This is a genomic window from Marinobacter xiaoshiensis, assembly GCF_031631795.1.
Classification (GTDB): domain Bacteria; phylum Pseudomonadota; class Gammaproteobacteria; order Pseudomonadales; family Oleiphilaceae; genus Marinobacter; species Marinobacter xiaoshiensis.
On sequence record NZ_JAVMBO010000003.1, the window covers coordinates 539,877 to 565,874 of the forward strand.

Below are 25,998 nucleotides of genomic sequence, written 5' to 3' on the forward strand. Positions count from 1 at the left end.
TTGGATCAGGCCGCTTCGTCTGTAATGCCGGTCTGCTTCAACAAGGCATCCACCTGCGGCTCACGGCCACGGAAGGCTTTGAACAGCTCCATTGGTTCCTGTGACCCGCCTTTTTCCAGAATGTTCTGCAAGAAAGCCCGTCCGGTTTCAGGATCGAAAATGCCGTTTTCCTCAAACAATGAGAAAGCATCGGCTGCCAGCACTTCCGCCCACTTGTAGCTGTAGTAACCCGCAGCATACCCGCCAGCGAAGATGTGGGAGAAGGCATTGGGGAAGCGGTTGAACTCCGGGGCTTCCACTACCGCAATCTCATCACGCACAGTACGGTGCATGTGCAGCGGGTTGGTGGGCGCCTCTTCTGTGAATTCCGCATGCAAGCGGAAATCAAACAGGGAGAACTCCAACTGCCGCACCATAGCCATGCCGGACTGGAAGTTTTTGGCCGCCAACAACTTCTGCAGCAAGTCTTCCGGTAAAGGCTCGCCGGTTTCGTGGTGGCTGGCAATCAAGGCCAGAGACTCAGGGTTCCAGCACCAGTTTTCCAGGAACTGACTGGGCAGCTCTACCGCATCCCAGGCGACGCCGTTGATGCCGGATACGTCCATGACTTCCACCTGCGTAAGCATGTGGTGCAGGCCATGGCCAAATTCGTGGAACAGGGTGGTTACTTCGTCGTGGGTGAGCAACGACGGTTTGCCGTTCACCGGTGGCGTAAAGTTGCAGGTGAGGAAAGCCACCGGCAATTGCAGTGCGCCGCGCTGATCGCGCCAGCGTACCCGGCAATCGGCCATCCAGGCGCCACCACGCTTGCCCTGGCGGGCAAACAGGTCAAAGTAGAACCAGGCGATGGGCTCACCGTTGCGGCTGATGCAGTAGGCGGTGGCATCTTCGTGCCAGGTTTCTACGTTCGGCTTGGCTTCAATCTGTATATCAAACAGCTTCTCCGCAACCCGGAACAAGCCTGGCACCACTTTATCCACAGGAAACCAGGGGCGAAGGGTTTCGGGGGAAATGTCATAGCGCTGCTGGCGAAGCTTTTCGCTGTAGTAGCCAATATCCCAAGCCTTCAGGTCATCCAGGCCGTGCTCATCTTTGGCGAAGGCTTTCAGTTCCGCATAGTCTTTCTCTGCAACTGGCTTGGATTTGGCCGCCAGCTCATTAAGAAAGCCCAGAACTTCGTCGGTATCACGGGCCATCTTTTTGGCCAGTGACCGCTCGGCGTAGTTGTTGAAGCCCAATAGTTTGGCCAATGCGTGTCGGCGCTTGAGGATTTCGGCCATTACCTGGGTGTTGTCCCAGGTTCCGGCGTCCGGCCCTACGTCTGAGGCGCGGGTAACAAAGGCTTCGTAGACTTCGTGGCGCAGCTCGCGGTTGTCACAGTAGGTCATAACCGGGAAGAAGCTGGGGAAATCCAGGGTGATCACGTAGCCATCCAGTTCTTTCTGGCTGGCAGCCTGCTTGGCGCCTTCAAGGGCAGATTCCGGAATGCCGGCCAGTTCTTCTACATTGGTAATGTGTTTGAACCAGTTCTGGGTGGCATCCAGCACGTTGTCGCTGAAGCGGTTGGTCAGTTCCGACAGCTCGCGGGAAAGGTCCGCGTACTGCTTTTTCTGATCATCCGGCAGATCCACGCCGCCAAGGTGGAAGTCTCGCAGGGTGTTATCCACGGCTTTGCGTTGGGCTTCGCTCAGTTCGCTGAAATCATCCCGGGCTGCGAGCTTTTTGTAAGCTTCGCACAGGGCTGAGTTCTGGCTGACTTCGGTGCTGTATTCGGTGAGCTTTTCCAGGCAGTTTTTATAAACTTTGCGCAGGTCGTCGTTGTTCATCACGCTGTTGAGGTGCGAGATAACCGACCAGGCGTTGCTCAGCTTGTTTTCAAGTGATTGCATGGGCTGAACCAAGGTATCCCAGGAGGGATCTTCATTCTGAGCCAGGCTGGCGATTTTCACGCGGTTTTCGCTGAGTATCTGGTCAATGGCCGTTTCCATGTGCTCGGTGCGCACGTGGTCAAACTTTGGCAGTAAGTCGTCAGTCAGTAACGGGTTATTCATGGATCCCCTTCTCAGCTGTTCAAATGTGAGGTAGCTTCATTTAGATCTGTCTTCGGTGGCAGGCGCCTGCGTAGAGGCTTTGCCAAAACACGCCGTAAATACGTCCATGTAGGCTCGGCTCCGCCATCCATGGCTCCGCACGGTTTTGGCAAAGCCTCTACACAGGCGCCCCAGCTCCCGGATAAACGCAACTAAGGTATATGTAATGACCAATATACGTTCTCACAAGGGTACCACGCCAGATTTAGGAGAGCGCACTCTGGTAGACCCCAGTGCCGTGGTGATCGGTGATGTTAAAACCGGGAAGGATTGCTCCATCTGGCCGATGACCGTGGTGCGGGGTGATATGCACAAGATTCGCATTGGCGACCGTTGCAGCATTCAGGACGGCTCGGTACTGCACATTACCCATGCCAGCGACTTCAACCCCGGCGGCTGGCCACTCATTCTCGGGGACGATGTAACCGTGGGGCACAAGGCATTGTTGCACGGATGCACCATTGGCAACCGGGTGCTGGTGGGTATGGGCTGCATCATTATGGATGGTGCCGTGGTGGAGGATGAGGTGATTGTAGCCGCCGGCTGCCTGGTACCGCCGGGTAAAACCCTGGAATCCGGGCATCTTTACGTGGGCTCACCGTGCAAGAAAGCGCGGGCTTTGACGGACAAGGAACGAACGTTTTTTGCGTACACGGCAGCCAACTATGTGAAGCTCAAGGATGAGTATCTGGCTGACCTGGAATCTTGATCCTGATCAGTATTTAACCTCATGGGCGCTTGAAAAGTGACGAGCCATTCATATATTCCATAACAGCGGATGTTCACGGATATCCAAACGGCGATAGCCGGGTTGCAAGCAGTTCCGGGAACAAGGCTGATCTTTTTTATATGTGTTTATGTGAAAAGGAGGAAGTCCCCATGAGCAATCTTACTCGCTGGAATCCGATCAATGAGTTTGAAGATCTGATGAATCGCTATAACCGGATGTTTGGCTTGTCGCGCGCCGGTGGCGAGGGCAAGGATCTGTTCAACCGCAGTGATTGGGCGCCTGCTGTTGATATCAAGGAAACCGACCAGGCCTTCACCATAGAGGCTGAATTGCCGGGCATGGAACGAAAGGATGTAAAGGTGAGCGTGCATGAAGGTGTGCTGTCAATCGAAGGCGAGCGCAAGCACGAAGAAGAGTCCAAAGACAAGAAGCTGCACCGTATTGAGCGTTTCTACGGCAGCTTTGTGCGGCGTTTCACGCTGCCCGATAACGTAAACGAGGACAGTGTAAAAGCCAGCTTCAAAGACGGCCTTCTCACCCTGACTCTGCAGAAGTCGGAGCCCAAGGAGCCAAAGGCCATTGAGGTTGATATCGAGTAATCTGTGCTGTTCTTCTGAAGCTGAATGCTGCAGTCGGGGGTCAGCCCCCGGCCGCAGCATTTTTTTTGGCGCCGGCACTTTCCAGTGCCCGTGCATAGTCTGTGCCCTTGCGATGCTGTGACACAAGGTCCAGCAGGGTTTCTCCGGCCTCGTCTGTGGCATTGAGATTACCGCCGGCTTCCACAAAGAAACCCACAAAGCGCTCAAAATCTTCCGCTCTCATGGCCCGATACGCCTTCAGCAGGGCAGTGTAGTCCGAGCCCTCTTCGCTTGGCTGGCCTGGCAGGTAGGCTTTAACGCGCTCATCGCTCCACTCTTCACCGATGACCTTGGGTTTGTCAGGGCCGCTCATATTCACTCTCTCCTTACTACGTCAGTTATTGCTCAAGGCAGGATTTCTACCGGCAGATCGCCGGTCGAGATGGACTCGTCACATTCCGGGTCGCGGATGGCAATTTCCACCCGGCGGTTCAACGCCCGGTTCTCGGCGGTATCATTCGGGGCCAGGGGGTTGGTTTCCGCTCGGCCTGCGGCAACAACGCGCTCAGCAGGCACTTGTTTGCTCATCACCAGTTCGTGCACAACAGACACGGCACGGGCGGCGGAAAGGTCCCAGTTGGAGCGGTATCGGCTGCTGGAGATGGGCCGGTCGTCGGTGTAGCCGGAAACCAGTACATCCCCGGTGCAACCTGCCAACACATCCACCACACGCTCGATGATGGGGATCATATCAGGTTTTATGGCTGCCTGGCCGGAGCGGAAGGTGGCTTCCTCCGAGAAGCGGATAACCACTCTGTTCTTGTCGTAATTCACGCTCAGCGCCCCGGAAGCAACCTCGTTTTCCAGCTCCTGAATCATGCGGCTGGCCAGGTCTATCACGCCGCCGGAAATCACGGTGTCTGCGGTTTCCGGCGCCCGCTCATCGATAAATTCAGGTTCCCGGGATTCGGAGTCTGTGGGTTCCGGAAGGGAGACGGTATCGGACTCCACCAGGGTAATCGGTGAGCCGCCTACACCGTCACCCAGCACGTTGGCCGACCCAAAGGCCACAGACATGGAGTTGGCCATGGCTTTGTACTTTTCAATGTCCATTTCCGCAAACGACAGCAGCAGAATAAAAAACGTCAGCAGCAGAGTTGCGAGATCGGCAAAGGTGACGATCCACGCAGGGGTCTGGTTGCTCTGCCTGGGCTTTCTGGCCTTCCGGATAGATTGCAAAACCTCAGGCCTCCCGCTCCGGCACCAGCCCTTTGCGGTGTTCGGGCGTTACAAACGAGGAGAGTAGCTCTGTCATCACTCTGGGGTTTTCGCCACGCATAATGTTGCGTATGGAAGTGATGATCAGTATCTGGTTGCGGCTTTCATCTTCCGCCTTGAGCTGAAGTTTGTCGGCCAGAGGCAGGGCAATCAGCTGGGCAATAAACGCACCGTAAAGGGTTGTCAGCAAGGCAATGGCCATGGCCGGCCCAATGGAAGAAGGATCGTCCAGCGAGTTAAGCATCTGTACCAGCCCCACCAAGGTGCCCAGCATTCCAATGGCCGGTGCCGATTCGCCTATACCCCGGAATACTCTTTCTGCCACCTCGTAGCGTTCCGCCATTTGTTGGGATTCCTGAGCCAGGGCCTCTTCAACCAGCTCAGGCGGGTGGCCGTCTACACACAGGTAGATGGCTTTCTGCAGAAACTCGTTGCTAGTGCGATGATTTTCCAGGCCCAGAATACCTTCTTTACGCACAACCATGGCCAGCTCACCAGACTCGCGAATCAGGTCGGTAGGGCGTTCAACTTTGTCGGTAAAGGCGGCGCTCATGGCCAGGCGGAAAGCACTCATCACCGAAGACATGCGGAATTTTACGAGTGTGACCGCAAAGGTACCGCCAATGACAATGGCCAACCCCGGCAAATTGAGGAAGGTAAGAAGCGAGGCGTTGGCCAGCATCGCCAGAATCACAATCAGAATGCCGGCGACAAGCCCTACGAGGGTAAGAATGTCCATGCATAGCCCTTCATGGATAGCATTTATGGATAGCCCTTACGGGTTGCTGTCTTAGTCGTTTCGCAATACATCGATAACTGATGCTGTGTCTGGCTGCACGCCCCGCCATACACGGAAGGATTCAGCGGCCTGCTCAATCAACATGCCCAAACCATCGAATACCCGAACGGCTCCATTATCCAGAGCCCACTGGTTAAATGTGGTCGTCTGCAGAGAATACATCATGTCGTAAACAACCGTGCCTGCCGTAATCACATTTGTGCGAACGGGCGGCAAGTCTCCCTGCAAGCTGGCACTGGTGCCGTTGATAATAACGTCGAACGGCTGATCTGGCGCCTCGAACCCACAAGCGCTCAGTATGGTGGCGCCGGCATCTTCTGCAAACAGTGTAGCCAGTGCCTCAGCTTTGGCCACTGTGCGGTTTGCGATAGTCATACTGGCAGGTTTTTGTGCAAGCAGCGGCCCCAGTACGCCACGTACGGCACCCCCTGCACCCAGAACCAGTATGTTTGCGCCTTTAAGCTGAATACCATGATTGACGGTAAGGTCCTGCACCAGCCCCTGGCCGTCAGTATTGTCGGCTACCAATCGGCCCTCACTGTTCTGATACAACGTATTGGCCGCACCGGCTTTTTCAGCTCGTGCCGTGCGCTGGTCTGCCAGCTCCCACGCCTGTTCCTTGAAAGGAACTGTTACGTTTAAACCCTTGCCGCCACTTTCAAAAAACTGACGCACCGTATTCGCAAAGCCATCGAGGGGCGCCTGAATGGCGGTGTATTCCACGGGCTCGCCTGTCTGCTTTGCAAAAAGACTATGGATTCTTGGCGATTTGCTGTGATTGATCGGGTGGCCTACCACCGCGTAAAGCTCGTTGCTCATTGCTAACCTCGTTTACGTCGCGTTACCGGCAAGCCAATCGCGCCCGGTCAGAAAGTGCTCCGTCAGGCGTGCTTCTTCACTGCCCGGCTCCGGTACCCGGCTGTAATCCCAGCGCACCAGCGGTGGCAGCGACATCAGAATAGACTCTGTGCGCCCACCAGATTGCAAGCCAAACAAGGTGCCGCGGTCGTACACCAGGTTAAACTCCACATAGCGCCCGCGCCGGTAGAGTTGGAAATCCCGCTCGCGCTCACCGTAAGCCTGATCCATGCGGCGCCTTACGATAGGTTCATAAGCTTCAATATAGCTGTCGCCCACGGACTTCATCAGCCCGAAATCCTGCTCAAAATCGCCGGTGTTGTGGTCGTCGAAAAACAGGCCACCTACACCGCGAGGCTCGTCCCGGTGCTTCAGGTAAAAATAGTCATCGCACCAGTCTTTGTAGCGCTGATACGTATCGTCTCCGAAGTGCGCACAGGCGTCTTTGGCGGTTTTGTGCCAGTGTATACAGTCTTCATCAAAGCCGTAGTAGGGAGTCAAATCGTAACCACCGCCAAACCAGTAAACCGGCTCACCTTTCTCCGGCGTAGCGATAAAGAACCTTACGTTGGCGTGTGAGGTGGGCACGTAGGGATTGTTCGGATGAATTACCAGAGACACACCCATAGCCTCCCAGGGTGCACCTGCAAGATGAGGGCGATGGGCAGTGGCCGACGGAGGCATGGTCGCACCCATTACATGGGAGAAGTTAACCCCGCCCTTTTCAAAAATACGGCCGTCGCTGATGACTCGGCTCACACCGCCGCCGCCCTCCGGGCGATCCCAGGCATCACGTACAAACTCTGCACCACCTTCCAGTGCTTCCAGGCGCTGACAGATGGCATCCTGCAATTCAAGCAGATACTGCTTAACCGCGTTGCTATCGGGTTGCTGTGGCATGAATTCTCCTAACGAAGCTGTTTACCGCTAACAATATCAATAATTCGGCTGGGTTTCCGGTTACCGCCAAGGGCTCCCGGCACAATCTGATCAAGCTGATCTTTGAAGTAGTGGCCCACCTGCTCTGCATCTCGGGCTGGTTCTTCCCCGGCGGGATTGCAGGAGGTGGAAACCAGAGGCATATCCGCAGCTTCACACAAAGCTTTAACCACAGGGTGCTCGCTGACTCTCACTGCAATGGAGCTGTGACTGCCACGCACCCACTCTGGAATCTGTTGGTTCACGTCCGGCAGCAAACAGGTCACCGGGCCGGGCCAGTGGCTCAGTGCCGCCAATTGAAGAGGCTCGGGCAGAGGGTCCAGCAGGAACCGGATCTGTTCCACAGACGCCGCCACCAGAATCAGGCCTTTCTCAACCGGCCGGTTCTTGAGCTGAAGGATTCGGGTGACCGCCTGGAGATTCCAGGGATCACATCCAAGACCCCACACAGCCTCAGTGGGGTAGGCAATAACGCCACCTTGCAGGATTGTGCTGCAAGCAAGCTGTATCTGCTGATCGTTTAGCGGGTTGGGTGCAGCCATGCTGATGTTGTCAGACCAAAACGGGGTGAATCATCACACCGGGCTCAGGCGATTTTCTGGAAACCTCCGGGGGCGGAACTGACCAATCCTTCAAGCTCGAGAAGCAGAAGGGACTGGACAAGCTGATCTGCCGGAAGACCGGTAGCCATACACAGTGTATCGGTTGATTGTGGATCATACCCTAATGCCTCAAACACCGCGATTTCCCTGCTGTCCAGACCTGCCAGCAGGCTGGCAGCCGGTGCTTGCGAATGCTGTTCCAGCGGTTGCGCCCAGGAGGCACCCAGCTCCTCCAGAATATCGTCTACCTGTTCTACCAACCGGGCACCCTGTTTGATCAGATAATGGCACCCCCGTGCCACCGGACTGTGGATCGATCCGGGAATTGCAAACACCTCACGCCCTTGCTCCAACGCCAGGCGGGCGGTGATAAGAGAGCCGCTTTTAAGCCCGGCCTCGACCACAAGAATGCCCCGACTCAAACCACTGATAATGCGATTGCGCTGGGGAAAGTGTGCGGCCCTCGCCGGTGTACCCGGCGGGTATTCCGACACCAGCAGGCCATTCGCGATCACCCGCTCACCAAGCCGGCGGTGCTGGTTCGGGTATATGCGATCAAGGCCACAGCCAATAACAGCAATGGTGGGGTGCCCGGCATCCAGAGCGCCCGCATGGGCTGCACCATCAACCCCCAAGGCCAGCCCACTGGTTACCAGCAACCCCCGCCCACTCAGCTCTCCAGCAAATGAACGGGCGTGGTCAAGGCCTGCAGGCGTGGCGTTACGGCTGCCAATAATACCAATCTGTTCGCGGCTCAACAGGCTGGCATCACCTCGCGTGTATAGCACCAGAGGGGCATCGTGGATGTGCCGAAGGGCTTCCGGGTAGTCCGGGCTTTGCCAGCTCAGGATGCCGATGGCATGTCGTTCACAGGCCAACAGAACTTGCCGGGTAGTGCGAACACTGGCGTTGGTCTCGTCCTGCTGTTGCCACGCCAGAATTGCCGCCACGGTTTCAGTGTGCAAGCCAAGTGCCCGGAGTGTCGCAGCGTTTTTGGTGAGCAGTTCAACAAGGTTGGGAATGGTTGCGAGCATAGCTCGCCGGCGGGTACGCCCGAATTTAGGCAAACAGGTAAGAAACAGCCACTGCGCAGAGGGGAAGGTAAACACAACATCATCCTTGAAAACAACAAAGCCGGGCCATCCTGGCCCGGCTTTTAATTAACTGATCACTGAATCAGGGGTTGGTAACCTTATCGCCCACTGAAAGCGGACGGGTTGCCTGCAAAATTAGCCCGTAACTCATTTTTTCATAAACCTGGAACACCATCAGCAAGCCAGCTCGCTCGGAAGGCAGCTCAATGGTTTCGTTGGTAACCGGATCGCGGGCCAGATTACCACTCTTGAGAATGGCCATCACGTTGCCGGCTTCCAGCCCTTCGCGGGCACCACGGTTAATCGTAACCACGTTGTACTGGCCAATCTGGGTAACGCCACCGTCCACTGACATCATCTTGCCTTCAATCTCCTGAGCTGGAGAGCTGGGCACAAAGCTGGTGGTCAGGCGACGGTCTTCATTAACCAACAAGCGGTCGCCAATACGCACTTCTTCACTGGAGCGGGTCAGATCCAAAGTCAGAACTTCGCCGTTTTCTGCAGAGATATCACCACGGGCAATGCTGCGCGCTTCCAGGCCAAGAAACTCACCGGTATCCGGATCAACAAATTCCTGGCTGCGACGGAAAACGCCAACTTTATCAGCTGGCTTCTTGCCGCGGGCATAAACCCGATCGCCAGCACCGAGCACTATGCGTGCGTCTTTACCTTCGAGGATATACGGTGCCGCATCGATCTGCTCAGGGGTGACGACACGGGTGTCCGTCAGAAAGCTGCTGATTGCATCCAGAGGAATAGCCGGGATAGGTGTATCAATCCGCTCAGAGCGCACCTGCGGGGACAGTTTCACAACACCGTTGTTCGACGTTACCTTGGTGACGCGGGGTTTGCCGTCGATATAAACCAGAGCAAGCCGATCGCCCGGATAAATCAGATGCGGGTTGGCAACCTGGGGGTTAACGTGCCAAATTTCCGGCCAATACCACGGATTGCTCAGAAAACGCCCTGAAATATCCCAAAGAGTATCACCCTTCACAACAGTGTAACGCTCAGGATGATCAGACCGCAGTTCAGGTGCGGCGTGAGCCCAGGAGGTTAATAGCAGCGTAGTGGCTGCCAGAGCGTACAGCAGTTTCCTCATTGTCTAAGTCCTTGATCGCGTGCCTTGATTCTATGCATTCTGGTAAGGATGCAGCCAGTTTTCTGCAGCTTATTACGTTGTTATGCAACTTACTATAGAAGATGTCTCGCAAATTGTGATGTTATCTTTTGTTCCTCCAGTAAATTCTATGGGATTTACCGAAGATTTCAGCGATTACCTGGTCAGTTTGTACTCAATCGACAATATGGTGGATAATGTACCCATCAGAGGCAACGCGCTGCGTATCTTATAGTGTGAAGGGAACAATTTGCGCTCTACGCTGTCGCATTTCAGAGATCGCTTTCACACGGTTACAAAAGACAACGTTAAAAGTCAGCCAAAGCCGTTAGTCATTCAGAATGTCAGCCGAAATTCCTGACGTTCGTCATACAGGCCAAAAGTACGAGCATTATGATACTAGATATTCTTGAATACCCGGACCCCCGTCTGCGCACCATTGCCAAGCCGGTAGACGAACTGACAGACGCCGACCGCAAGCTGATCGACGACATGTTCGAGACCATGTACGATGCGCCCGGTATTGGCTTGGCCGCGACACAGGTCAACGTTCACAAGCAGATCATCGTTATGGATTTGTCTGAGGACAAAAGCGAGCCAATGGTGTTTATCAACCCACAGGTTGAAGTACTGGATGGCGAACTCGAAGCCATGCAGGAAGGTTGCCTCTCGGTTCCAGGCTTTTATGAGGATGTAGAGCGTATAGAGCACTGCATGATTCGCGCACTGGACCGTAACGGGAAGCCATTTGAGCTCGAAGCTCGCGGCCTGTTGGCGGTTTGCATCCAGCATGAGATGGACCATCTCAACGGCAAGCTCTTCGTAGATTATCTGAGCAACCTCAAGCGCAACCGCATTCGCAAGAAGCTGGAAAAGCTTCAAAAGCAAAGTGCGTGAATAGTGCCTGATGGCCGCGTGAGGATAGTGTAAAAGCTTCGACAGTATCGGACCGGGCCATGCCCGGTCTTTTCGTATTCAACGAGACAGAGACCCAACACCGTGCGACTCGTTTTTGCTGGCACTCCGGATTTCGCAGCAACCGCTTTGAGAGCGCTGCTGGGCAGCCACCACACCCTTGTAGGCGTATACTCCCAACCCGACCGACCCGCTGGCCGTGGCCGCAAACTCCAGCCCAGCCCAGTGAAGCAGGTTGCACTGGACAACAACATCCCGGTATTCCAGCCGGAAAGCCTGAAAACCCCGGAAGCCCAGCAGGAACTGGCCAATCTTCGGCCTGACGTAATGGTTGTGGCGGCTTACGGGCTAATCCTGCCCCAGGCCGTGCTGGACATTCCCGCCCACGGTTGCCTCAACATCCACGCATCTCTTTTGCCGCGCTGGCGTGGTGCGGCGCCGATACAGCGTGCCATTGCAGCTGGCGATGCAGAAACCGGCATTACCATCATGCAGATGGACAAAGGTCTCGATACTGGCGCCATGTTGCTGAAATCCGCAACGCCTATCGGAGCCAATGATACCGGGGGCAGCCTTCACGACCGCCTTGCCGAGCTAGGTGGCCAGGCGATCATCGAGGCTTTGGACCTGCTGGAAAAGGGCAGCCTCCAAGGCGAAGTGCAGGACAACGAACTGGCCTGTTACGCCCACAAACTGTCCAAGGAAGAAGGCCATATCGACTGGTCGTTGAGCGCTCTGGCCATTGAACGCCTGATTCGCGCCTTCAACCCCTGGCCGGGCACCTATACGGATTTTGAAGAGCAACGGCTGCGAATACACGAAGCTACTGCCATTGAAGAGCAAAGCGCCAAACCGGCCGGCACAGTGATAAGCCGTGAACGGGAAGGCATTGATATTGCCTGTGGTACCGGCACCTTGCGCATCACCCGCCTACAGCTGCCAGGGTCTCGCGCCCAGAGCGTGAATGACCTGATAAACGGGGGCAAACAACTGCTTTTACCCGGACAGGAGCTGCGCTGACATGAGCGACTACGACCAACCCCTGCGCGCCGTTGCGGCGGATGTTCTTCTGGCGGTGGAATGCGGTGAATCTTTGTCCCAGTGCCTGCCACCGGCACTGCAACGGGTTGCTCTCAACGAACGCCCAGCGCTTCAAGCCCTGTGCTACGGCACCTGCCGCTGGTTTCACCGCCTCGACAGTGAGCTGAATAGCCGGCTTAAAAAGCCTATTAAAAGCCAGGACCGTATTGTTCACCACCTGATGCTGGTCGCCCTTTTCCAGCTCCGCTTCAGCCAGCAAGCTTCCTACGCGGTTCTGAACGAATCGGTGGAAGCCTGCCGCGCCCTCGACAAGCCCCATCTTACTGGCCTGGTGAACGGTATTTTGCGATCCGCCGAACGCGAAGGGGCCCCGGAACCACAAGATGACGCCAGCCGTTTCAGCCATCCCGGCTGGATGGTCGAAAAGCTGCGCCATAACTGGCCCGATAGCTGGCAGGCGATTCTCGAAGCCAACAACGCCCAGGCACCCATGACACTCAGGGTTAACGCCCTGCGCTTCAGCCGGAATGAATATCTGGCCTTGCTGAACGAAGCAGGCATTGAGGCCAGTGCCACACGCTTTGCACCCCACGGCATCCAGCTTGGCCGGCCGGTGCAAGTGGATCAATTGCCCTGGTTTGCCGATGGCGCCGTGAGCGTACAGGACGAAGCTGCGCAGCTTTGCACCACCCTGCTGGATCTCGCACCGGGGCAACGGGTTCTTGATGCCTGTGCGGCTCCGGGTGGAAAAACCTGCGCCATCCTGGAAAGCCAGGCAGAACTTGCCGAAGTGGTCGCCATTGATGAATCCGCCGCGCGCTTGCCCAGGGTTCAGGAAAATCTGGACCGGCTGGATCTGCACGCCAGCCTGCTGGAGGCGGATGCCGCAGATATTGAGCAGTGGTGGGATGGCCAGGCTTTTGACCGCATTCTTCTCGACGTACCCTGCAGCGCCAGCGGCGTTATCCGCCGCCATCCGGACATCAAACTGCTGCGCCGTGAAACCGACATAGTGCCCTTGGCGAGCATACAGCTTGGGCTTCTGGAAGCCATGTGGAAGGTACTGAAGCCGGGAGGGCGATTGGTCTATGCCACCTGCTCCGTGTTCCCTCAGGAAAATCACCGTATAATCCAGAGGTTTATTAAACAGCAGAGCAGTGCCGTTCTTATTGAGCCGGAGGCTCAGTGGGGGACTGATATGGGCGCCGGGCGACAGCTTCTCCCCGATCCAATCAGCCATGACGGCTTCTTCTATGCCGTGCTGGAGAAACCTGAATCATGAAGATCCTGATCCTCGGTGCCGGGCAAGTGGGCGGCACACTGGCAGAAAACCTGGCCAGTGAAGCCAACGATATAACCGTTATCGACACAGACGCCGTGCGGCTTCGGGAGCTGCAGGATCGCCTTGATATTCGTACCGTACAGGGCATGGCCTCTTACCCTTCTGTTCTGAGCCAAGCCAACGCAGAAGATGCCGACATGCTGATTGCTGTGACCAACAGCGACGAGACCAATATGGTTGCCTGTCAGATTGCCTCCATTCTGTACAGCACGCCCAAACTGATCAGCCGCGTCCGCGCCAGCGCCTACCTGTCGAACAAAAAGCTGTTCGGGAGGGAGACCGGTTTCCCCATCGATGTGATGATCAGCCCGGAGCATCTTGTTACCCGGCACATTACGCGCCTGGTTGAGTACCCCGGCGCTCTGCAGGTACTGGAATTCTCCAAAGGGCTGGTTCGACTGGTTGCCATCCGCGCCACTGAAGGCGGGCCGCTGGTGGGCCGCGAGCTGTCTTACCTGCGCACGCACATGCCGAAAATCGAGACCCGGGTTGCCGCCATTTTCCGAAAGGATCGGGCGATTATGCCCAAGGGCGATACAGTGCTTGAAGATGGCGATGAGGTGTTTTTCATCGCCGGCGCCGATCACATACGCTCAGTGATGAGCGAGCTGCAACCGCTGGTAAAGAACTACAAACGGATCTTTATTTGCGGCGGTGGCAACATCGGCCAGCGCCTGGCCTATACCCTGGAAGATCGCTATCAGGTAAAGCTGCTTGAGCGAGATCATGATCGCTGTGTACTGCTTTCCGAAGGCTTGCGCAAGACAGTGGTTCTTGAAGGTAATGCGGCAGACAAGGACATACTGCTGGAAGAGAACATCGAAAATACCGATGTGTTCATTGCGGTGACCAACGATGATGAGGCCAACATTATGGCTTCCTTGCTGGCCAAGCGCCTGGGCGCCCGCAAAGTGTTCACCCTGATCAACAACCCCGACTATGTGGATCTGATCCAGGGTGGGGAGATTGATGTAGCAATCTCGCCTCAGCAAACCACCATTGGCAGCTTGCTTACCCATGTACGCCGTGGCGATGTTGTAAACGTTCACTCGCTACGCAGAGGCGCTGCAGAAGCCATCGAAGCAATTGCCCACGGAGATCATAGATCCTCCAAGGTGGTTGGCAGACGCCTGGATGAAATCAATCTGCCTCAAGGTGCGACCATTGGTGCGATTGTGCGCCACAACGAAGTACTCATCGCCCACGACCACTTGCGAGTACAACCGGACGACCATGTAATCCTGTTCCTGGTGGATAAATCCCGGGTACGGGAAGTTGAGAAGCTCTTTGCCGTAGGGCTGACCTTCTTCTAGTTCAAAATCAACAGCATGAAGACAACTTAGAAATACCGCTTTGGCGCGCGTATAATGCGCCTTTTTCCGAATGGTCCTCTTGTGAGCGGGCCACACACAGACCGAATCAGCAGGCATACGTTGTGACAGAGCAGGCGAAAAACAAGGCAACGATCAGCACCACTCCAGACATCAAGACGTTTCAGGGCTTGATTCTGGCGCTGCAGAACTTCTGGGCGCAGCATGGCTGCGTAGTACTTCAGCCCCTGGATATGGAAGTGGGCGCAGGAACCTTTCACCCGGCTACCTTCTTGCGGGCCATTGGGCCAGAAACCTGGAATGCGGCGTATGTGCAGCCAAGTCGCCGCCCCACAGACGGCCGCTATGGCGAGAACCCCAACCGTCTGCAGCACTACTACCAGTTTCAGGTAGTGCTCAAGCCTTCTCCAGACAACATTCAGGAACTGTACCTTGATTCGCTGCGCGCTCTGGGGCTCGATCCGCTGGTTCACGACATCCGTTTTGTAGAGGACAACTGGGAATCGCCTACGCTGGGCGCCTGGGGTCTGGGCTGGGAAATCTGGCTGAATGGTATGGAAGTCACCCAGTTTACCTATTTCCAGCAGGTGGGTGGCCTGGAATGCTATCCGGTTACCGGCGAGCTCACTTACGGTCTTGAGCGCATTGCCATGTATCTGCAGGGCGTAGACAGTGTTTATGACCTGGTGTGGACCGAAGGCCCGGACGGTGTGGTCACATACGGCGACGTGTTCCACCAGCAGGAAGTGGAAATGTCCACTTACAACTTTGAACACGCAGACGTCGAGTTTCTGTTCCAGAGCTTTGATGTTCACGAGCGCGAAAGTGCACGGCTGATTGAAGCTGGTCTGGCGCTGCCTGCCTACGAGCAGGTTTTGAAAGCATCTCATACATTCAACCTGCTGGATGCCCGCCACGCTATCTCAGTCACCGAGCGTCAGCGCTTCATCCTGCGCGTGCGCACTCTGGCCCGCGCCGTGGCCCAGGCGTACTTCGACAGCCGCCGCAAGCTCGGCTTTCCGCTAGCCCCGGAAGCCTTACGCCAGGAAGTATTGGCTATTGCCGATGCAGCCGATAACAAGGCCAACGGCAAGAAGGGTAAAAAAGCGAAGCAGGCACCACAGGCAGAGGGAAAGGCATAATCATGGCAAAGCAGGATTTTCTGGTCGAACTGGGCGTTGAAGAACTGCCCTCGAAATCACTCAAGCCACTGTCTGATGCATTCACTCAGGGTATTATCCAGGGCCTGGAGGCTGCCGGCATCGAATTCGGTAAGGTAGAAGCCTTTGCCACGCCCCGCCGCATGGCCGTGCGCATTCGCGATCTTTCTGATGCACAGCCCGACAAGCCGGTTGAAAAGCGCGGCCCGGCGGTAACAGCTGCGTTCGATGATTCCGGTAACCCCACTCGCGCACTCACCGGCTTTGCCACATCTCTGGGCGTAACTCCGGATCAGCTCGACACTCTGGAAACCGATAAAGGTGCCTGGCTGGTCTATCGCGCCGTAGAGAAGGGCAGGCCAACCGTCGATCTTATGTCCGGGCTGGTTGAGCAATCGCTGGCGTCCCTGCCTATTCCCAAGCGCATGCGCTGGGGTGCTCACCGCACAGAGTTTGTGCGTCCTGTTCATTGGCTGGTGATGCTGTACGGCAACAAGGTTATTGACACGCCTATCATGGAACTGACGCCCGGCAACAAAACCCTGGGCCACCGTTTCCATTGTCCGAAAGCGCTGATTATTCCAACGCCGGCAGACTACGAAATTGTCCTTGAGCAGGAAGGCTACGTGATTGCTGATTTCGCCAAACGCCGGGAAATGATCCGTGCTGGCGTCAGCGCCCTTGCCGAAGCTGAGGCGGGTGGCAAAGTGGTGATCAATGAAGATCTTCTGGATGAAGTTACCGGCCTGAACGAATGGCCTGTGCCGCTTATGGGCCGGTTTGACCAGCGCTTCCTGGAAGTTCCTGCGGAAGCCCTGATTTCCTCCATGGAAGAGCACCAGAAATACTTCCACGTAGTCGACAACAATGGCGACATGCTGCCCCTGTTTATTACCGTCGCCAACATTGAGAGCAAAGATCCCTCTCAGGTTGTCTCCGGTAACGAAAAAGTGATTCGTCCGCGCCTCGCCGACGCCGCCTTCTTCTACGAAAACGACCGGAAAATCCGCCTGGAAGATCGTGTAGAGCGGCTCAAACCGATTGTTTTCCAGGACAAGCTTGGCAGCATTTATGACAAATCCGTTCGGGTAGCTGCTCTGGCGAGTAAGATCGCTGCAGCGATTGGCAGTGACCCGGCTCTGGCCGAGCGCGCCGCCATGCTGGCGAAGACCGACCTGGTAACCGAGATGGTACTGGAGTTCAGCGATCTTCAGGGCATCATGGGTCAGTACTACGCAGCCGACGACGGCGAGCCGGCCGATGTGGCAAAAGCGATGAACGAGCAGTACATGCCGCGCTTTGCCAAAGACAGCCTGCCCACCACGCTCACCAGTTGCGCCCTTGCCATTGCTGATCGCCTGGATTCATTGGTAGGCCTGTTCGGCATTGGCCAGCCACCTTCCGGTACCCGTGATCCCTTCGCCCTGCGTCGCGCCTCTTTGGGCGTACTGCGCATCATCATTGAGCGGGAACTGCCTCTGGATCTGCAAACCTGCTGTGAATGGGCAGAAGAGAACTTCACCGGGTTGACCGAAGAAAATACCGCCGCCAACGTTGTTGATTACATGCTGGAACGGTTCCGGGCCTATTACGATGAGCGCGGCATTGGCGCAGAGGTATTCCTCGCCGTGCACGCACGTCGTCCCACGCGCCCGCTGGATTTCGACCGCCGGGTAAAAGCTGTGGAGGCCTTCCGTCAGCTGCCAGAAGCTCTGGCACTTGCCGGGGCGAACAAGCGGGTTTCCAACATTCTGTCCAAGCAGGGTGGTGAAAGCGTTGGTGAGACCGTCAACAACAGCCTGTTGCAAGACGCCGCCGAAAAAACCCTGGCAGACCAGCTGAATCATCAAGCCGAAAAGGTGCTCCCGCTATTTGAGAAAGGCGACTACGCCGGTGCGCTGCAATCCCTTGCAAGCCTGCATGATCCGGTAGACAACTTCTTCAACGAAGTGATGGTAATGGCTGATGACGAGGCCGTACGGGACAACCGCCTTGCGCTGCTTAACCGCCTGCACAACCTGTTCTTGCGGGTGGCTGATATCTCACTGCTCCCTGCTGCTGGCTAACCCATGCTGATCATCCTCGACCGGGACGGGGTCATCAACGAATACGATGGCAGCTACATTTGCACAGTAGATGACTGGCACCCGATTCCCGGCAGTATTGAGGCGATGGCACGGCTATACAAAGCCGGCCATCGCATCGCCATTGCCACCAATCAATCCGGCATAGCCCGGGGCTTTTACGGCACCGATATTCTGGATGGCATGCACGAAAAAATGACACGGTTACTGGCAGCCGAGGGCGGCCAAGTCGAGTTCATCGCCTACTGCCCGCATCATCCCGATGATGGCTGTAGTTGTCGAAAACCCCTTACCGGGTTACTGGAGCAGATCCAGAATCACCTGCAACTGGACACCCTCGAAGGCGCCATTATGGTAGGAGACAGCCGCAAGGATCTGGAAGCAGGCGCTGCCGAAAACTGCCAGCCTGTACTGGTTCGAACCGGCAATGGAAAAGACACAAAACGCAGTCTGAAAGCCCGCGCAATTCCCGGCGCAAGCGTTGCGATATACGATAATCTCAGTGCATTTGCGGATGCCCTGTTGTCTGGCTCAGGGCTAGAATTAGTCAATTGAATCCGTATAATACCGGCGGTTGATCGGCGTGTGGCGCAGCTTGGTAGCGCACTTCGTTCGGGACGAAGGGGTCGCAGGTTCGAATCCTGCCACGCCGACCATTTTCCCGCTTTACCCCAGCTATACTCCGCCCTGTTTTTCGTTTGAACCCTGTCCGCATGAATCCGCCGGATACAGGCCTCTAAACCGACAAATGCCGCCTGAACAGCGCCAACGCAGCACTGAAAAACACCACACCTATACCCGCCAGCGCCAGCATTTGTGGCCATATCACCTCCAGCCCCGCGCCACGGTACAGGATGGCTTGCGCCATGCTGACGAAGTGGGTGGTGGGCGCGGCCAGCATGATGTTCTGCACCAGGTCCGGCATGCTTTCCCTTGGTGTTATACCGCCTGAGAGCAACTGCAAGGGGATGATGGTGAGTATCAGCAACAGGCCAAACTGGGGCATGGTCCGCGCCACAGTGCCAATCAGAATGCCGATAGCGGTGGTGGAGAAGAGGTGGATTAGCGCCCCGAAAAAAAACAGCAGCAACGAGCCCTGTATCGGCACCGCAAGCACATTCTGAATAATCACCGTCACCGAAAAAATGGCGGCCAGCATCACAATAAGGCCGTTGGCCCACACCTTTGCCGCCATAATTTCAAAGGGCCGGATTGGCATCACCATCAGGTGTTCCACCGTGCCGTGTTCGCGCTCCCGAATCAGCGCCGCTCCCGACAGAATAATACTGATCATGGTGATCATGGTGATCAGTTCCATCACCCCACCAAACCAGGTGCCCTCCAGGTTAGGGTTGAAGCTCGCATGGATCACCAGGTTGATCGGCAGGACGGCGCTGTCGCTATCGCTGCGCAGGAATTCCGCCACCTCCATGGTGACCATTTGCTCAATGTAACGGGAACCGATGAAGGCCTGGGTCATGCGCGTGGCATCAATATTCAACTGAAGGCTGGTTACACGCCCGGTGCGCATATCGCGCTCAAAGCCCTCTGGAATCACCAGTGCGAAGGTGTGGCTGCCGCTGTCCAGCACGGTATCTATCTGGCCAAAGCTGATGTGATCGGGCTCAAGAAACCAGGGCTGCTGCAAGGAATCGATAATGTGGCCAGACAACGCGGTCTGGTCTTCATCCACAACTGCAACAGGCGTGTTGTTCAGCTCCATGGAACCAGCAGAGCCAGCGGTATAGACCATCAGGGTAAATGCCAGTACGACAAACACGAGCAGCACCTTATCGCTCCAGATGCTGCGCAGTTCTTTCATTCCCAGATTCCAGATATTGACGATTGATTCCATCATCAACGCCCCTGTTTACGAAGTAGGAACACAGACATCAGCGTAAGCACCGGAATAAACGCCGCCAGGATCAGGAAAGAATGCTGCAGATCAGCAAACGTAAGCCCCTTGGTAAACACACCACGGCTGATCTGCAAAAACCAGGTGGCGGGCCAGAACTGGCCGATAACCGCACCGGCACCCTCCAGTGATGACACCGGCTCTGTCATGCCGGAGAACTGAATGGTGGGCAGTATGGTAACGATGGCGGTGGCTGCCAGCGCGGCAACCTGGGTAGAGGCAAAGGCCGAGATAACCTGGCCCAGACCGGTGGTGGCCGTTACGAACAGCAGAGCGCCCAGGGTCAGGGTCAGCACGCCGCCTTTCACGGGCACATCAAACAGGAAGATCGCCAGCAACACCAGGCTGACATAGCTCAACATGCTGAACCCGATATAAGGCAGCTGTTTACCCAGCAGGAACTCCAGCCGGTTCACCGGTGTTACATACAAATTGGTGATCGAGCCCAGCTCCTTCTCCCGCACAATACCCAGGGCCATCAGGATGGCCGGTATGAACACCAGCAAAATCGGAATCACCGCCGGCACCATGGCGTCGAGGCTCCGGAAGTCCTGGTTATAGCGGTAACGGGATTCGATGGTTACCAGGCTCAGCGCTGGCACGGCGCCATAGGTGCGAAGCGCCAGATCTTTCAGATAGCTGAAGTGCAGCCCCTGGATGTATCCCTGAATGGTTTCGCCACGAAACGGCATGGCGCCATCTACCCACACGGCGATATCAGCGGGCCGGCCGCGCTTGAGATCCTTGCCGAAGCCCGGCGGTATGGCCAGCGCCAAACTGAGCTCGCCGGACTGCATTCGCCGTTCCAACTCTTCCACATTGGATAACGCGGGTTGCTCAATGAAATACCGGGAGCCGGACACAGCGGTTATGTAATCGCGGCTTTGGGGGCTCTGGTCCTGATCCAGAACCGCAAAAGGCAGATCTTCCACATCCAGCGTAATGCCGTAGCCCAGAATCATCATCAACAAGGCTGAACCGATGAACGCAAACGACATACGAATAGGGTCGCGCAGCAACTCGCGGGTTTCGCGCCGGGCGTATGCCAGCAACCTTTGCCAGCTGAAACGCCGGTGACGAGGCTGAGAGGCGTTGTCGGTGCCCAGTACCTTACCGTCGCCCTGACTTGTGGACGGATCGATGGCTGCCTCAAGCGTTTGCATGAAGGCGCCTTCCAGATTCTCTGCCCCGGCCTGCTCAATCAGTGCAGCAGGGGTATCGCAGGCCAGCACTTCGCCGGCGTGCATCAGAGAAATCCGGTCGCAACGCTCACCTTCATTCATGAAGTGTGTGGAAATAAAAATGGTGACACCGTCTTCGCGGGATAACCGCAGCAGCAGGCGCCAGAAATTGTTGCGGGCAGCTGGATCCACCCCGGAAGTAGGCTCATCGAGAATTAACAGCTCCGGCGAGTGCACCACCGCCACCGCCAATGACAACCGCTGGCGAACCCCCAGCGGCAGATCGCCGGCAAGCTCGTCCATCACATCGGCCAAATCAAACTCTTCAACCAGCTCATCTATCCTGGGCTGTATACGCTCCGGCGCTATATGGAACAACTTGGCGTGCAGCACCAGATTCTGACGCACCGTCAACTCACTGTAGAGCGAGAACGACTGGGACATGTAACCCACGCGCTGGCGAGTGCTCAGATCACGGGAGTCCAGAGGCGCACCAAACAGCGAGACCTCGCCCTCGGTTGGGGTTAGCAGGCCCGTCAGCATTTTCATGGTGGTGGTTTTGCCACAGCCGTTGGAACCCAGAAAACCGAATATTTCGCCCTTGGGAATGGTGAAGCTGACGTCTTTCACTGCGGTAAAGTCACCAAAGCGCAGGGTGAGGTTGTGGGCCTCTATGGCCGGGATGTCATCGGCTGAAACTACGGCCGGCGCTGCGGTTTTCGGGTTTGTGCCGGCGGTTTCCTGGCGGTCGTCCGGCAGCAAGGCAATAAAGGCCTCGTCGAGCGTGTCTGTGCCGGTTTTCTGCTTCAGCTCCTGGGGGGAGCCGGTATCCAGTATCGCGGCGCCGTCCATGGCAACCAGCCAGTCGAAGCGCTCGGCCTCTTCCATATAGGCGGTGGCCACCAGCACGCTCATGATGGGTTGCTGGGCGCGGATAGAGTCGATCAGATCCCAGAATTGTTTACGGGCAAGCGGATCTACGCCGGTGGTGGGCTCATCCAGAATCAACAATTCCGGATTGTGGATCAGTGCGCAGCACAAGCCCAGCTTCTGTTTCATACCACCGGAAAGCTTGCCGGCGGGCCGGTCGCGGAACTCCAGCAGGCCGGTAGCCGAAAGCAGTCGGTCAATTTGGCTGGCGCGGTTTTTTCCTCGCAAACCGAACAAGTCGGCAAAAAAGCCGATATTCTCATCGATGGTCAGGGTGTGATAGAGGTTTCCGCCAAGGCCCTGAGGCATATAGGCAATGCGCGGTGCAGCTTCGCTACGAAAGCGCGAATCGGCCATATCGCCACCCAGAACCTGCAAGCGCCCTTGCTGTAACTGGCGAGCGCCGGCGACCAGGCCCATCAATGTCGACTTGCCCACGCCATCGGGACCAATCAGGCCCACCATGCAGCCAGCGGGAAGCTCCAGACTAACGTTTTGCAGGGCGGTGCGACTGCCGTAGTAGTGGCTTATCGATTCCAGCCGGGCAACCGGCTTTGTATCCAAGGCGCCGGCATTACGCTCATTAACCATTGGGCAGGTTCACTTGCAGATGCTCCGGCCAGGGCTGGCTTTCATCCACACGTACATAGGCATCCCCCGGCACACCGGTTTTAACCCGGTCGCGGTAGGCTTCAAGCAGCTCTGCATTAATCCGTATGCGCACCCGGAACATAAGCTTCTCGCGCTCGCTGCGGGTTTCAACTGCCTTGGGCGTGAACTGGGCTTCGGCCGCCACAAAACTCACCTCAGCCGGCACCACGTAATCGGGCAAAGCATCCAGAACGATACGAGCTTCGGAACCAACCCGAACCTTGCCGGCCTGGGCGGTGGGCAGGAAAATGGTGAGGTACACATCCGTGACGTCGATCACCGTTGCCACTTTGCCTCCGGCCGCCAAAACCTCACCGGGTTCGGCCAGACGGTAGAGCACACGCCCGCCAATCGGGCTGATAAGGTGGCTGTCGTCAATGGTGGTTTGAACTTTACGAATACTGGCTCTCGCTGCTTCAATACCGGCAAGGGCAGAGGCTACCTGAACTCTTGATGCCTGTAGCGCAGCTTCACCGGTTTCAGCGGTGGTGCGGGCACGATCCAGCTGCTCGCGGGAGACATGGCCTTTGTCCACCAGTGCTTCCATCCGACTCAAGTCTGCACGCGCCAGGCGGAGTTCGCTTTCACGTTGAACGACCATTGCCTGGGCCAGGTTTTGGGCTTCTATTGCCTGATTCAGATTGGCCTGAGCCGCTGCCATGGTTGCCTGCAATTCGTCGGTGTCCATTTCGGCCACCGCGCTGCCGGCATCAATCAGCTCGCCCTCAGCCACAAAAAAGCTCTGCAAGCGGCCTGGAATACGGGTAGCAATGTCTACCTGAGTAGCTTCTATGCGGCCATTTCCGGAGGCAATGTGTTCTGGAAGCCGGCCGTTATCCGGCAAGAACTGCCAGGCGACTAAGGCAATCGCAGCAATCACAGCGAGAGTAATGAGAAGCTTCTGGCGAACTTTGGACTTTGAACCGGTCATTGTTCTTCCCTGGTGCAGGCGTCAATTATTACAGTTAAAGTTAGGCTGCTAACATCATAGCGAAAAATTCTTACGCCATAATGACGCGCATCAAAAAGCATAGGCTATGGTTACAACAAATGCTCAATCGGCAAAAACGAGAACACCGAAACCAGCATCCGTTTGAATAGCCCAGTCCCGGGATCGCGGCTGTGCCGGATCTCTTCCCCGCCATTACGTTCTATCCACTGCAAATCACCCGACTCATCCAGCACTACTTCATAAGCGGTAACCCGGGCTTGTTCTTCAAATTGGCTTTCCATCATCTGGGTCAGTTCCGGGCTTTCAATCACAAAGCCCAGCTCGGTGTTGATGTGAACCGACCTGGGGTCAAAATTGAACGAACCTACAAACAATCGCTTGCCATCTACCGCAAAGGTTTTGGCGTGCAGGCTGGAAGAGGAGCTGCCCATCAGGTTATCTTGTAGCTTGCGCTCTACTGGCTCTTCTCCGGGCACTTTGCGTAACTCGAAGAGTTGTACGCCAGCTTCCAGCAGCGGTTTGCGGTACTTGGCATAGCCGGCATGCACCATGGCGACGTCGTTGGCTTCCAGGGAGTTGGTGAGCACGCGCACATGAATGCCTTGTTGCTCCAGACTGCGAAATATCTCTACTCCGGCCTTGGTAGGTATGAAGTAAGGCGAAACCAGTGTTATCGAGTGCTCGGGGTTACCCATGGCTTCGGCCAACTGCCGGCTCATAGACCCATTCTTTGGCTTTTTCCCCAGCACCTTGGCAGGATCATCGCTGACCATGGATACCGGTGCCCAGGTGTACTCCAGGTTGCCCGCCAACAGGTTTCTCAGAAACTCTGACTCAGCCACCGCACACACATACCTGTTTGCCTCGGAACTGTTGCTGCATTCTCTGGCTGTTTCAACAAACCCCGCCAAATCCGTATCTGTTGGCACAGGCAGAATAGACGCGGCAGGGTAGGCAGAGGCACTTGACCAATACCGGTCAAAGTCATCAGAAAGCTCACTCACCACAGGTCCAATCGCCAATACATCAAGATCCGCAAACAATGCCCCCGTGCCAGCTCCGAAATATTCATCAGCAACATTGCGCCCGCCGATGATGGTGGCCTGATTATCGGCGGTAAATGATTTGTTGTGCATGCGGTGATTCAGGCGCGAAAAGCTGGTCAGAAAGCCTATCCATTTGGGACTGCGCACCACGAACGGATTAAACAGGCGCACTTCTATATTCGGATGGGTATCCAATGCGGCAAGCGTTTCATCAAGGCCAGAGATGCCATTGTCATCAAGCAAAAGACGCACGCGCACACCTCGCTCTGCGGCCCGGTAGAGCACGTCGAGCAACATGGTTCCGGTGATGTCGTATTGCCAGATGTAATACTGAACATCCAGGGTCGCTTCAGCGCCTTCCGCCAATAGCACTCGTGCAGCAAACGCGTCGTGGGCATTCTCGAGCATTACCACGCCACTTTTGCCCGGGTGCACCAGGGCCAGAGGAGCGATTGCGCGCCCCAGCCGGGTATCGGCAGTTTGATCACTGGGTACCGACCAACTTTCTGTACGATCCACCAAGGGTGGCAGGGCGCATCCGCTTATGGTCAGCAATATGGCAAGAAGGGACAAAAAGCCCGGATAATGCCGCCTGGGCCGGTTCAACAATGGATGCACTCCTTCTGAATTAGAGGGTTAAGTGTAGCAGCTCTCCTGCCACTATTTTGATCTCGATCAAACCTGTGATTATAAGCTTATTCCAACTCTTGAGACTTCCGCCCTGTCAGGGGTATGGTAAATGCTGCCCCTACTGTATTGCGACTTCAGGAGAAAACGCGATGAGGCTGTTATTAAGTGCACTTCTCATAACCTTCGGGCTGAGCTTTCATGCGTCAGCGGATGAAGCCCTCTCTCTTACTCCACAGGAAACCTACGACCTGGTTCAGACACAGGGCGACCAGATGCTGTTCATTGATGTGCGGGATCCGGTTGAAATCATGTTTATCGGCTTCACCGATGTGGCAGACAAAAACATTCCCTTCATGCTGGCCGATCGAAGCAAGTTTCTTTCTGACAAAGGCCGGTTTGCCATGCATCCCAACCCGGACTTTACCGCCAGTGTTGAGCAGGCACTTAAGGATAAGGGGCTCAGCAAGGATGCCCTGATTGTCACCATGTGCCGATCTGGTTCAACCCGTGGCAAGCCCAGTGCCGATTTTCTGCTTGAGCGCGGTTTCACCAACGTGAAATACATCGACCATGGTTTTCAGGGCAGCAGCTCAAAAGAAGGCAAAAAAGCCGGCATGAGAATTGTGAACGGTTGGCAGAACGATGGCTTGCCATGGTCCATGACGCTTAATCCGGAAAAGATATACCAGCCCTGACACTAGCTATACTCACAGGGCACGGGCGATTCCTTAG

General features: G+C 56.1%; 23 protein-coding genes and 1 tRNA gene. 11 read left to right on the top strand and 13 right to left on the bottom strand.

Annotated features, from left to right (window positions below):
• Positions 1 to 5: 5 nt before the first annotated feature.
• Entirely contained in the window at positions 6 to 2,051 is a 2,046-nt protein-coding gene (prlC, locus tag RKA07_RS02445) for an oligopeptidase A (protein WP_310965455.1), read from the bottom strand.
• 205 nt (positions 2,052 to 2,256) lie between these two features.
• Between prlC and RKA07_RS02450 the strand changes: the two genes are divergently transcribed.
• Both RKA07_RS02450 and RKA07_RS02455 read left to right on the top strand, forming a co-directional pair.
• Positions 2,257 to 2,799: a gamma carbonic anhydrase family protein gene (locus RKA07_RS02450; RefSeq protein ID WP_310965456.1), complete on the top strand. Its 543-nt coding sequence runs from the start codon at positions 2,257 to 2,259 to the stop codon at positions 2,797 to 2,799.
• Positions 2,800 to 2,969: 170 nt separating this feature from the next.
• The gene (locus RKA07_RS02455; protein ID WP_310965457.1) at positions 2,970 to 3,419 is read left to right on the top strand and encodes an Hsp20/alpha crystallin family protein; all 450 of its coding nucleotides are present in this window, start codon (positions 2,970 to 2,972) and stop codon (positions 3,417 to 3,419) included.
• A 40-nt stretch (positions 3,420 to 3,459) separates the two neighbouring features.
• On the opposite strand, the gene RKA07_RS02460 is transcribed toward RKA07_RS02455, so the two are convergent.
• The 8 genes from RKA07_RS02460 to RKA07_RS02495 form a co-directional block, all read right to left on the bottom strand.
• Complete coding sequence (locus RKA07_RS02460; RefSeq protein ID WP_310965458.1) at positions 3,460 to 3,771, bottom strand: PA4642 family protein; 312 nt, start codon at positions 3,769 to 3,771, stop codon at positions 3,460 to 3,462.
• Between the two features lie 32 nt (positions 3,772 to 3,803).
• The gene (locus RKA07_RS02465) at positions 3,804 to 4,637 is read right to left on the bottom strand and encodes a flagellar motor protein MotB (RefSeq protein ID WP_310965459.1); all 834 of its coding nucleotides are present in this window, start codon (positions 4,635 to 4,637) and stop codon (positions 3,804 to 3,806) included.
• 4 nt (positions 4,638 to 4,641) lie between these two features.
• On the bottom strand, positions 4,642 to 5,415 hold the full coding sequence (locus RKA07_RS02470) for a motility protein A (protein WP_200370786.1): 774 nt from the start codon (positions 5,413 to 5,415) through the stop codon (positions 4,642 to 4,644).
• A 51-nt stretch (positions 5,416 to 5,466) separates the two neighbouring features.
• Positions 5,467 to 6,294 carry a shikimate dehydrogenase gene (gene aroE / locus RKA07_RS02475; protein ID WP_310965460.1) on the bottom strand — a complete coding sequence of 276 codons (828 nt, stop codon included), beginning with the start codon at positions 6,292 to 6,294 and terminating at the stop codon, positions 5,467 to 5,469.
• Between the two features lie 12 nt (positions 6,295 to 6,306).
• Positions 6,307 to 7,233, bottom strand: a complete 927-nt coding sequence (gene hemF, locus RKA07_RS02480) for an oxygen-dependent coproporphyrinogen oxidase (RefSeq protein ID WP_310965461.1) — start codon at positions 7,231 to 7,233, stop codon at positions 6,307 to 6,309.
• Between the two features lie 8 nt (positions 7,234 to 7,241).
• Entirely contained in the window at positions 7,242 to 7,814 is a 573-nt protein-coding gene (tsaC, locus tag RKA07_RS02485; protein WP_200201570.1) for an L-threonylcarbamoyladenylate synthase type 1 TsaC, read from the bottom strand.
• 44 nt (positions 7,815 to 7,858) lie between these two features.
• Positions 7,859 to 8,983, bottom strand: a complete 1,125-nt coding sequence (gene dprA, locus RKA07_RS02490; protein ID WP_310965462.1) for a DNA-processing protein DprA — start codon at positions 8,981 to 8,983, stop codon at positions 7,859 to 7,861.
• Positions 8,984 to 9,050: 67 nt separating this feature from the next.
• Positions 9,051 to 10,070, bottom strand: a complete 1,020-nt coding sequence (locus tag RKA07_RS02495; protein ID WP_200201571.1) for a LysM peptidoglycan-binding domain-containing protein — start codon at positions 10,068 to 10,070, stop codon at positions 9,051 to 9,053.
• A 408-nt stretch (positions 10,071 to 10,478) separates the two neighbouring features.
• Here RKA07_RS02495 and def point away from each other — a divergent pair, with 408 nt between their 5' ends.
• The 8 genes from def to RKA07_RS02535 all read left to right on the top strand — a co-directional run bounded on the left by def (position 10,479) and on the right by RKA07_RS02535 (position 18,617).
• Positions 10,479 to 10,985, top strand: a complete 507-nt coding sequence (gene def, locus RKA07_RS02500) for a peptide deformylase (protein ID WP_200201690.1) — start codon at positions 10,479 to 10,481, stop codon at positions 10,983 to 10,985.
• Between the two features lie 102 nt (positions 10,986 to 11,087).
• Entirely contained in the window at positions 11,088 to 12,023 is a 936-nt protein-coding gene (fmt, locus tag RKA07_RS02505; RefSeq protein ID WP_310965463.1) for a methionyl-tRNA formyltransferase, read from the top strand.
• Between the two features lies 1 nt (position 12,024).
• Positions 12,025 to 13,326: a 16S rRNA (cytosine(967)-C(5))-methyltransferase RsmB gene (gene rsmB / locus RKA07_RS02510; RefSeq protein WP_310965464.1), complete on the top strand. Its 1,302-nt coding sequence runs from the start codon at positions 12,025 to 12,027 to the stop codon at positions 13,324 to 13,326.
• The gene (gene trkA / locus RKA07_RS02515; RefSeq protein ID WP_200370796.1) at positions 13,323 to 14,699 is read left to right on the top strand and encodes a Trk system potassium transporter TrkA; all 1,377 of its coding nucleotides are present in this window, start codon (positions 13,323 to 13,325) and stop codon (positions 14,697 to 14,699) included. Before rsmB ends, trkA begins: the two co-directional genes overlap by 4 nt.
• A 152-nt stretch (positions 14,700 to 14,851) precedes the next feature.
• Entirely contained in the window at positions 14,852 to 15,859 is a 1,008-nt protein-coding gene (gene glyQ, locus RKA07_RS02520) for a glycine--tRNA ligase subunit alpha (protein WP_200201691.1), read from the top strand.
• Between the two features lie 2 nt (positions 15,860 to 15,861).
• Entirely contained in the window at positions 15,862 to 17,943 is a 2,082-nt protein-coding gene (gene glyS / locus RKA07_RS02525; RefSeq protein ID WP_200370798.1) for a glycine--tRNA ligase subunit beta, read from the top strand.
• Between the two features lie 3 nt (positions 17,944 to 17,946).
• On the top strand, positions 17,947 to 18,516 hold the full coding sequence (gene gmhB / locus RKA07_RS02530) for a D-glycero-beta-D-manno-heptose 1,7-bisphosphate 7-phosphatase (RefSeq protein ID WP_310965465.1): 570 nt from the start codon (positions 17,947 to 17,949) through the stop codon (positions 18,514 to 18,516).
• A gap of 24 nt (positions 18,517 to 18,540) precedes the next feature.
• Positions 18,541 to 18,617: transfer RNA gene (locus RKA07_RS02535), tRNA-Pro, on the top strand.
• An 80-nt stretch (positions 18,618 to 18,697) separates the two neighbouring features.
• Here RKA07_RS02535 and RKA07_RS02540 read toward each other — a convergent pair.
• The 4 genes from RKA07_RS02540 to RKA07_RS02555 all read right to left on the bottom strand — a co-directional run bounded on the left by RKA07_RS02540 (position 18,698) and on the right by RKA07_RS02555 (position 25,245).
• Positions 18,698 to 19,816 carry an ABC transporter permease gene (locus RKA07_RS02540; protein ID WP_310965546.1) on the bottom strand — a complete coding sequence of 373 codons (1,119 nt, stop codon included), beginning with the start codon at positions 19,814 to 19,816 and terminating at the stop codon, positions 18,698 to 18,700.
• A 2-nt stretch (positions 19,817 to 19,818) separates the two neighbouring features.
• Entirely contained in the window at positions 19,819 to 22,578 is a 2,760-nt protein-coding gene (gene rbbA / locus RKA07_RS02545; protein ID WP_310965466.1) for a ribosome-associated ATPase/putative transporter RbbA, read from the bottom strand.
• Positions 22,571 to 23,569, bottom strand: coding sequence for an HlyD family secretion protein (locus tag RKA07_RS02550; RefSeq protein ID WP_310965467.1), 999 nt, complete (start codon positions 23,567 to 23,569; stop codon positions 22,571 to 22,573). The genes rbbA and RKA07_RS02550 overlap by 8 nt, the downstream gene beginning before the upstream one ends.
• A 110-nt stretch (positions 23,570 to 23,679) precedes the next feature.
• Positions 23,680 to 25,245: a phospholipase D family protein gene (locus RKA07_RS02555; protein WP_435404604.1), complete on the bottom strand. Its 1,566-nt coding sequence runs from the start codon at positions 25,243 to 25,245 to the stop codon at positions 23,680 to 23,682.
• A gap of 170 nt (positions 25,246 to 25,415) precedes the next feature.
• Between RKA07_RS02555 and RKA07_RS02560 the strand changes: the two genes are divergently transcribed.
• Positions 25,416 to 25,961 carry a rhodanese-like domain-containing protein gene (locus RKA07_RS02560; RefSeq protein WP_310965468.1) on the top strand — a complete coding sequence of 182 codons (546 nt, stop codon included), beginning with the start codon at positions 25,416 to 25,418 and terminating at the stop codon, positions 25,959 to 25,961.
• Positions 25,962 to 25,998: the final 37 nt, after the last annotated feature.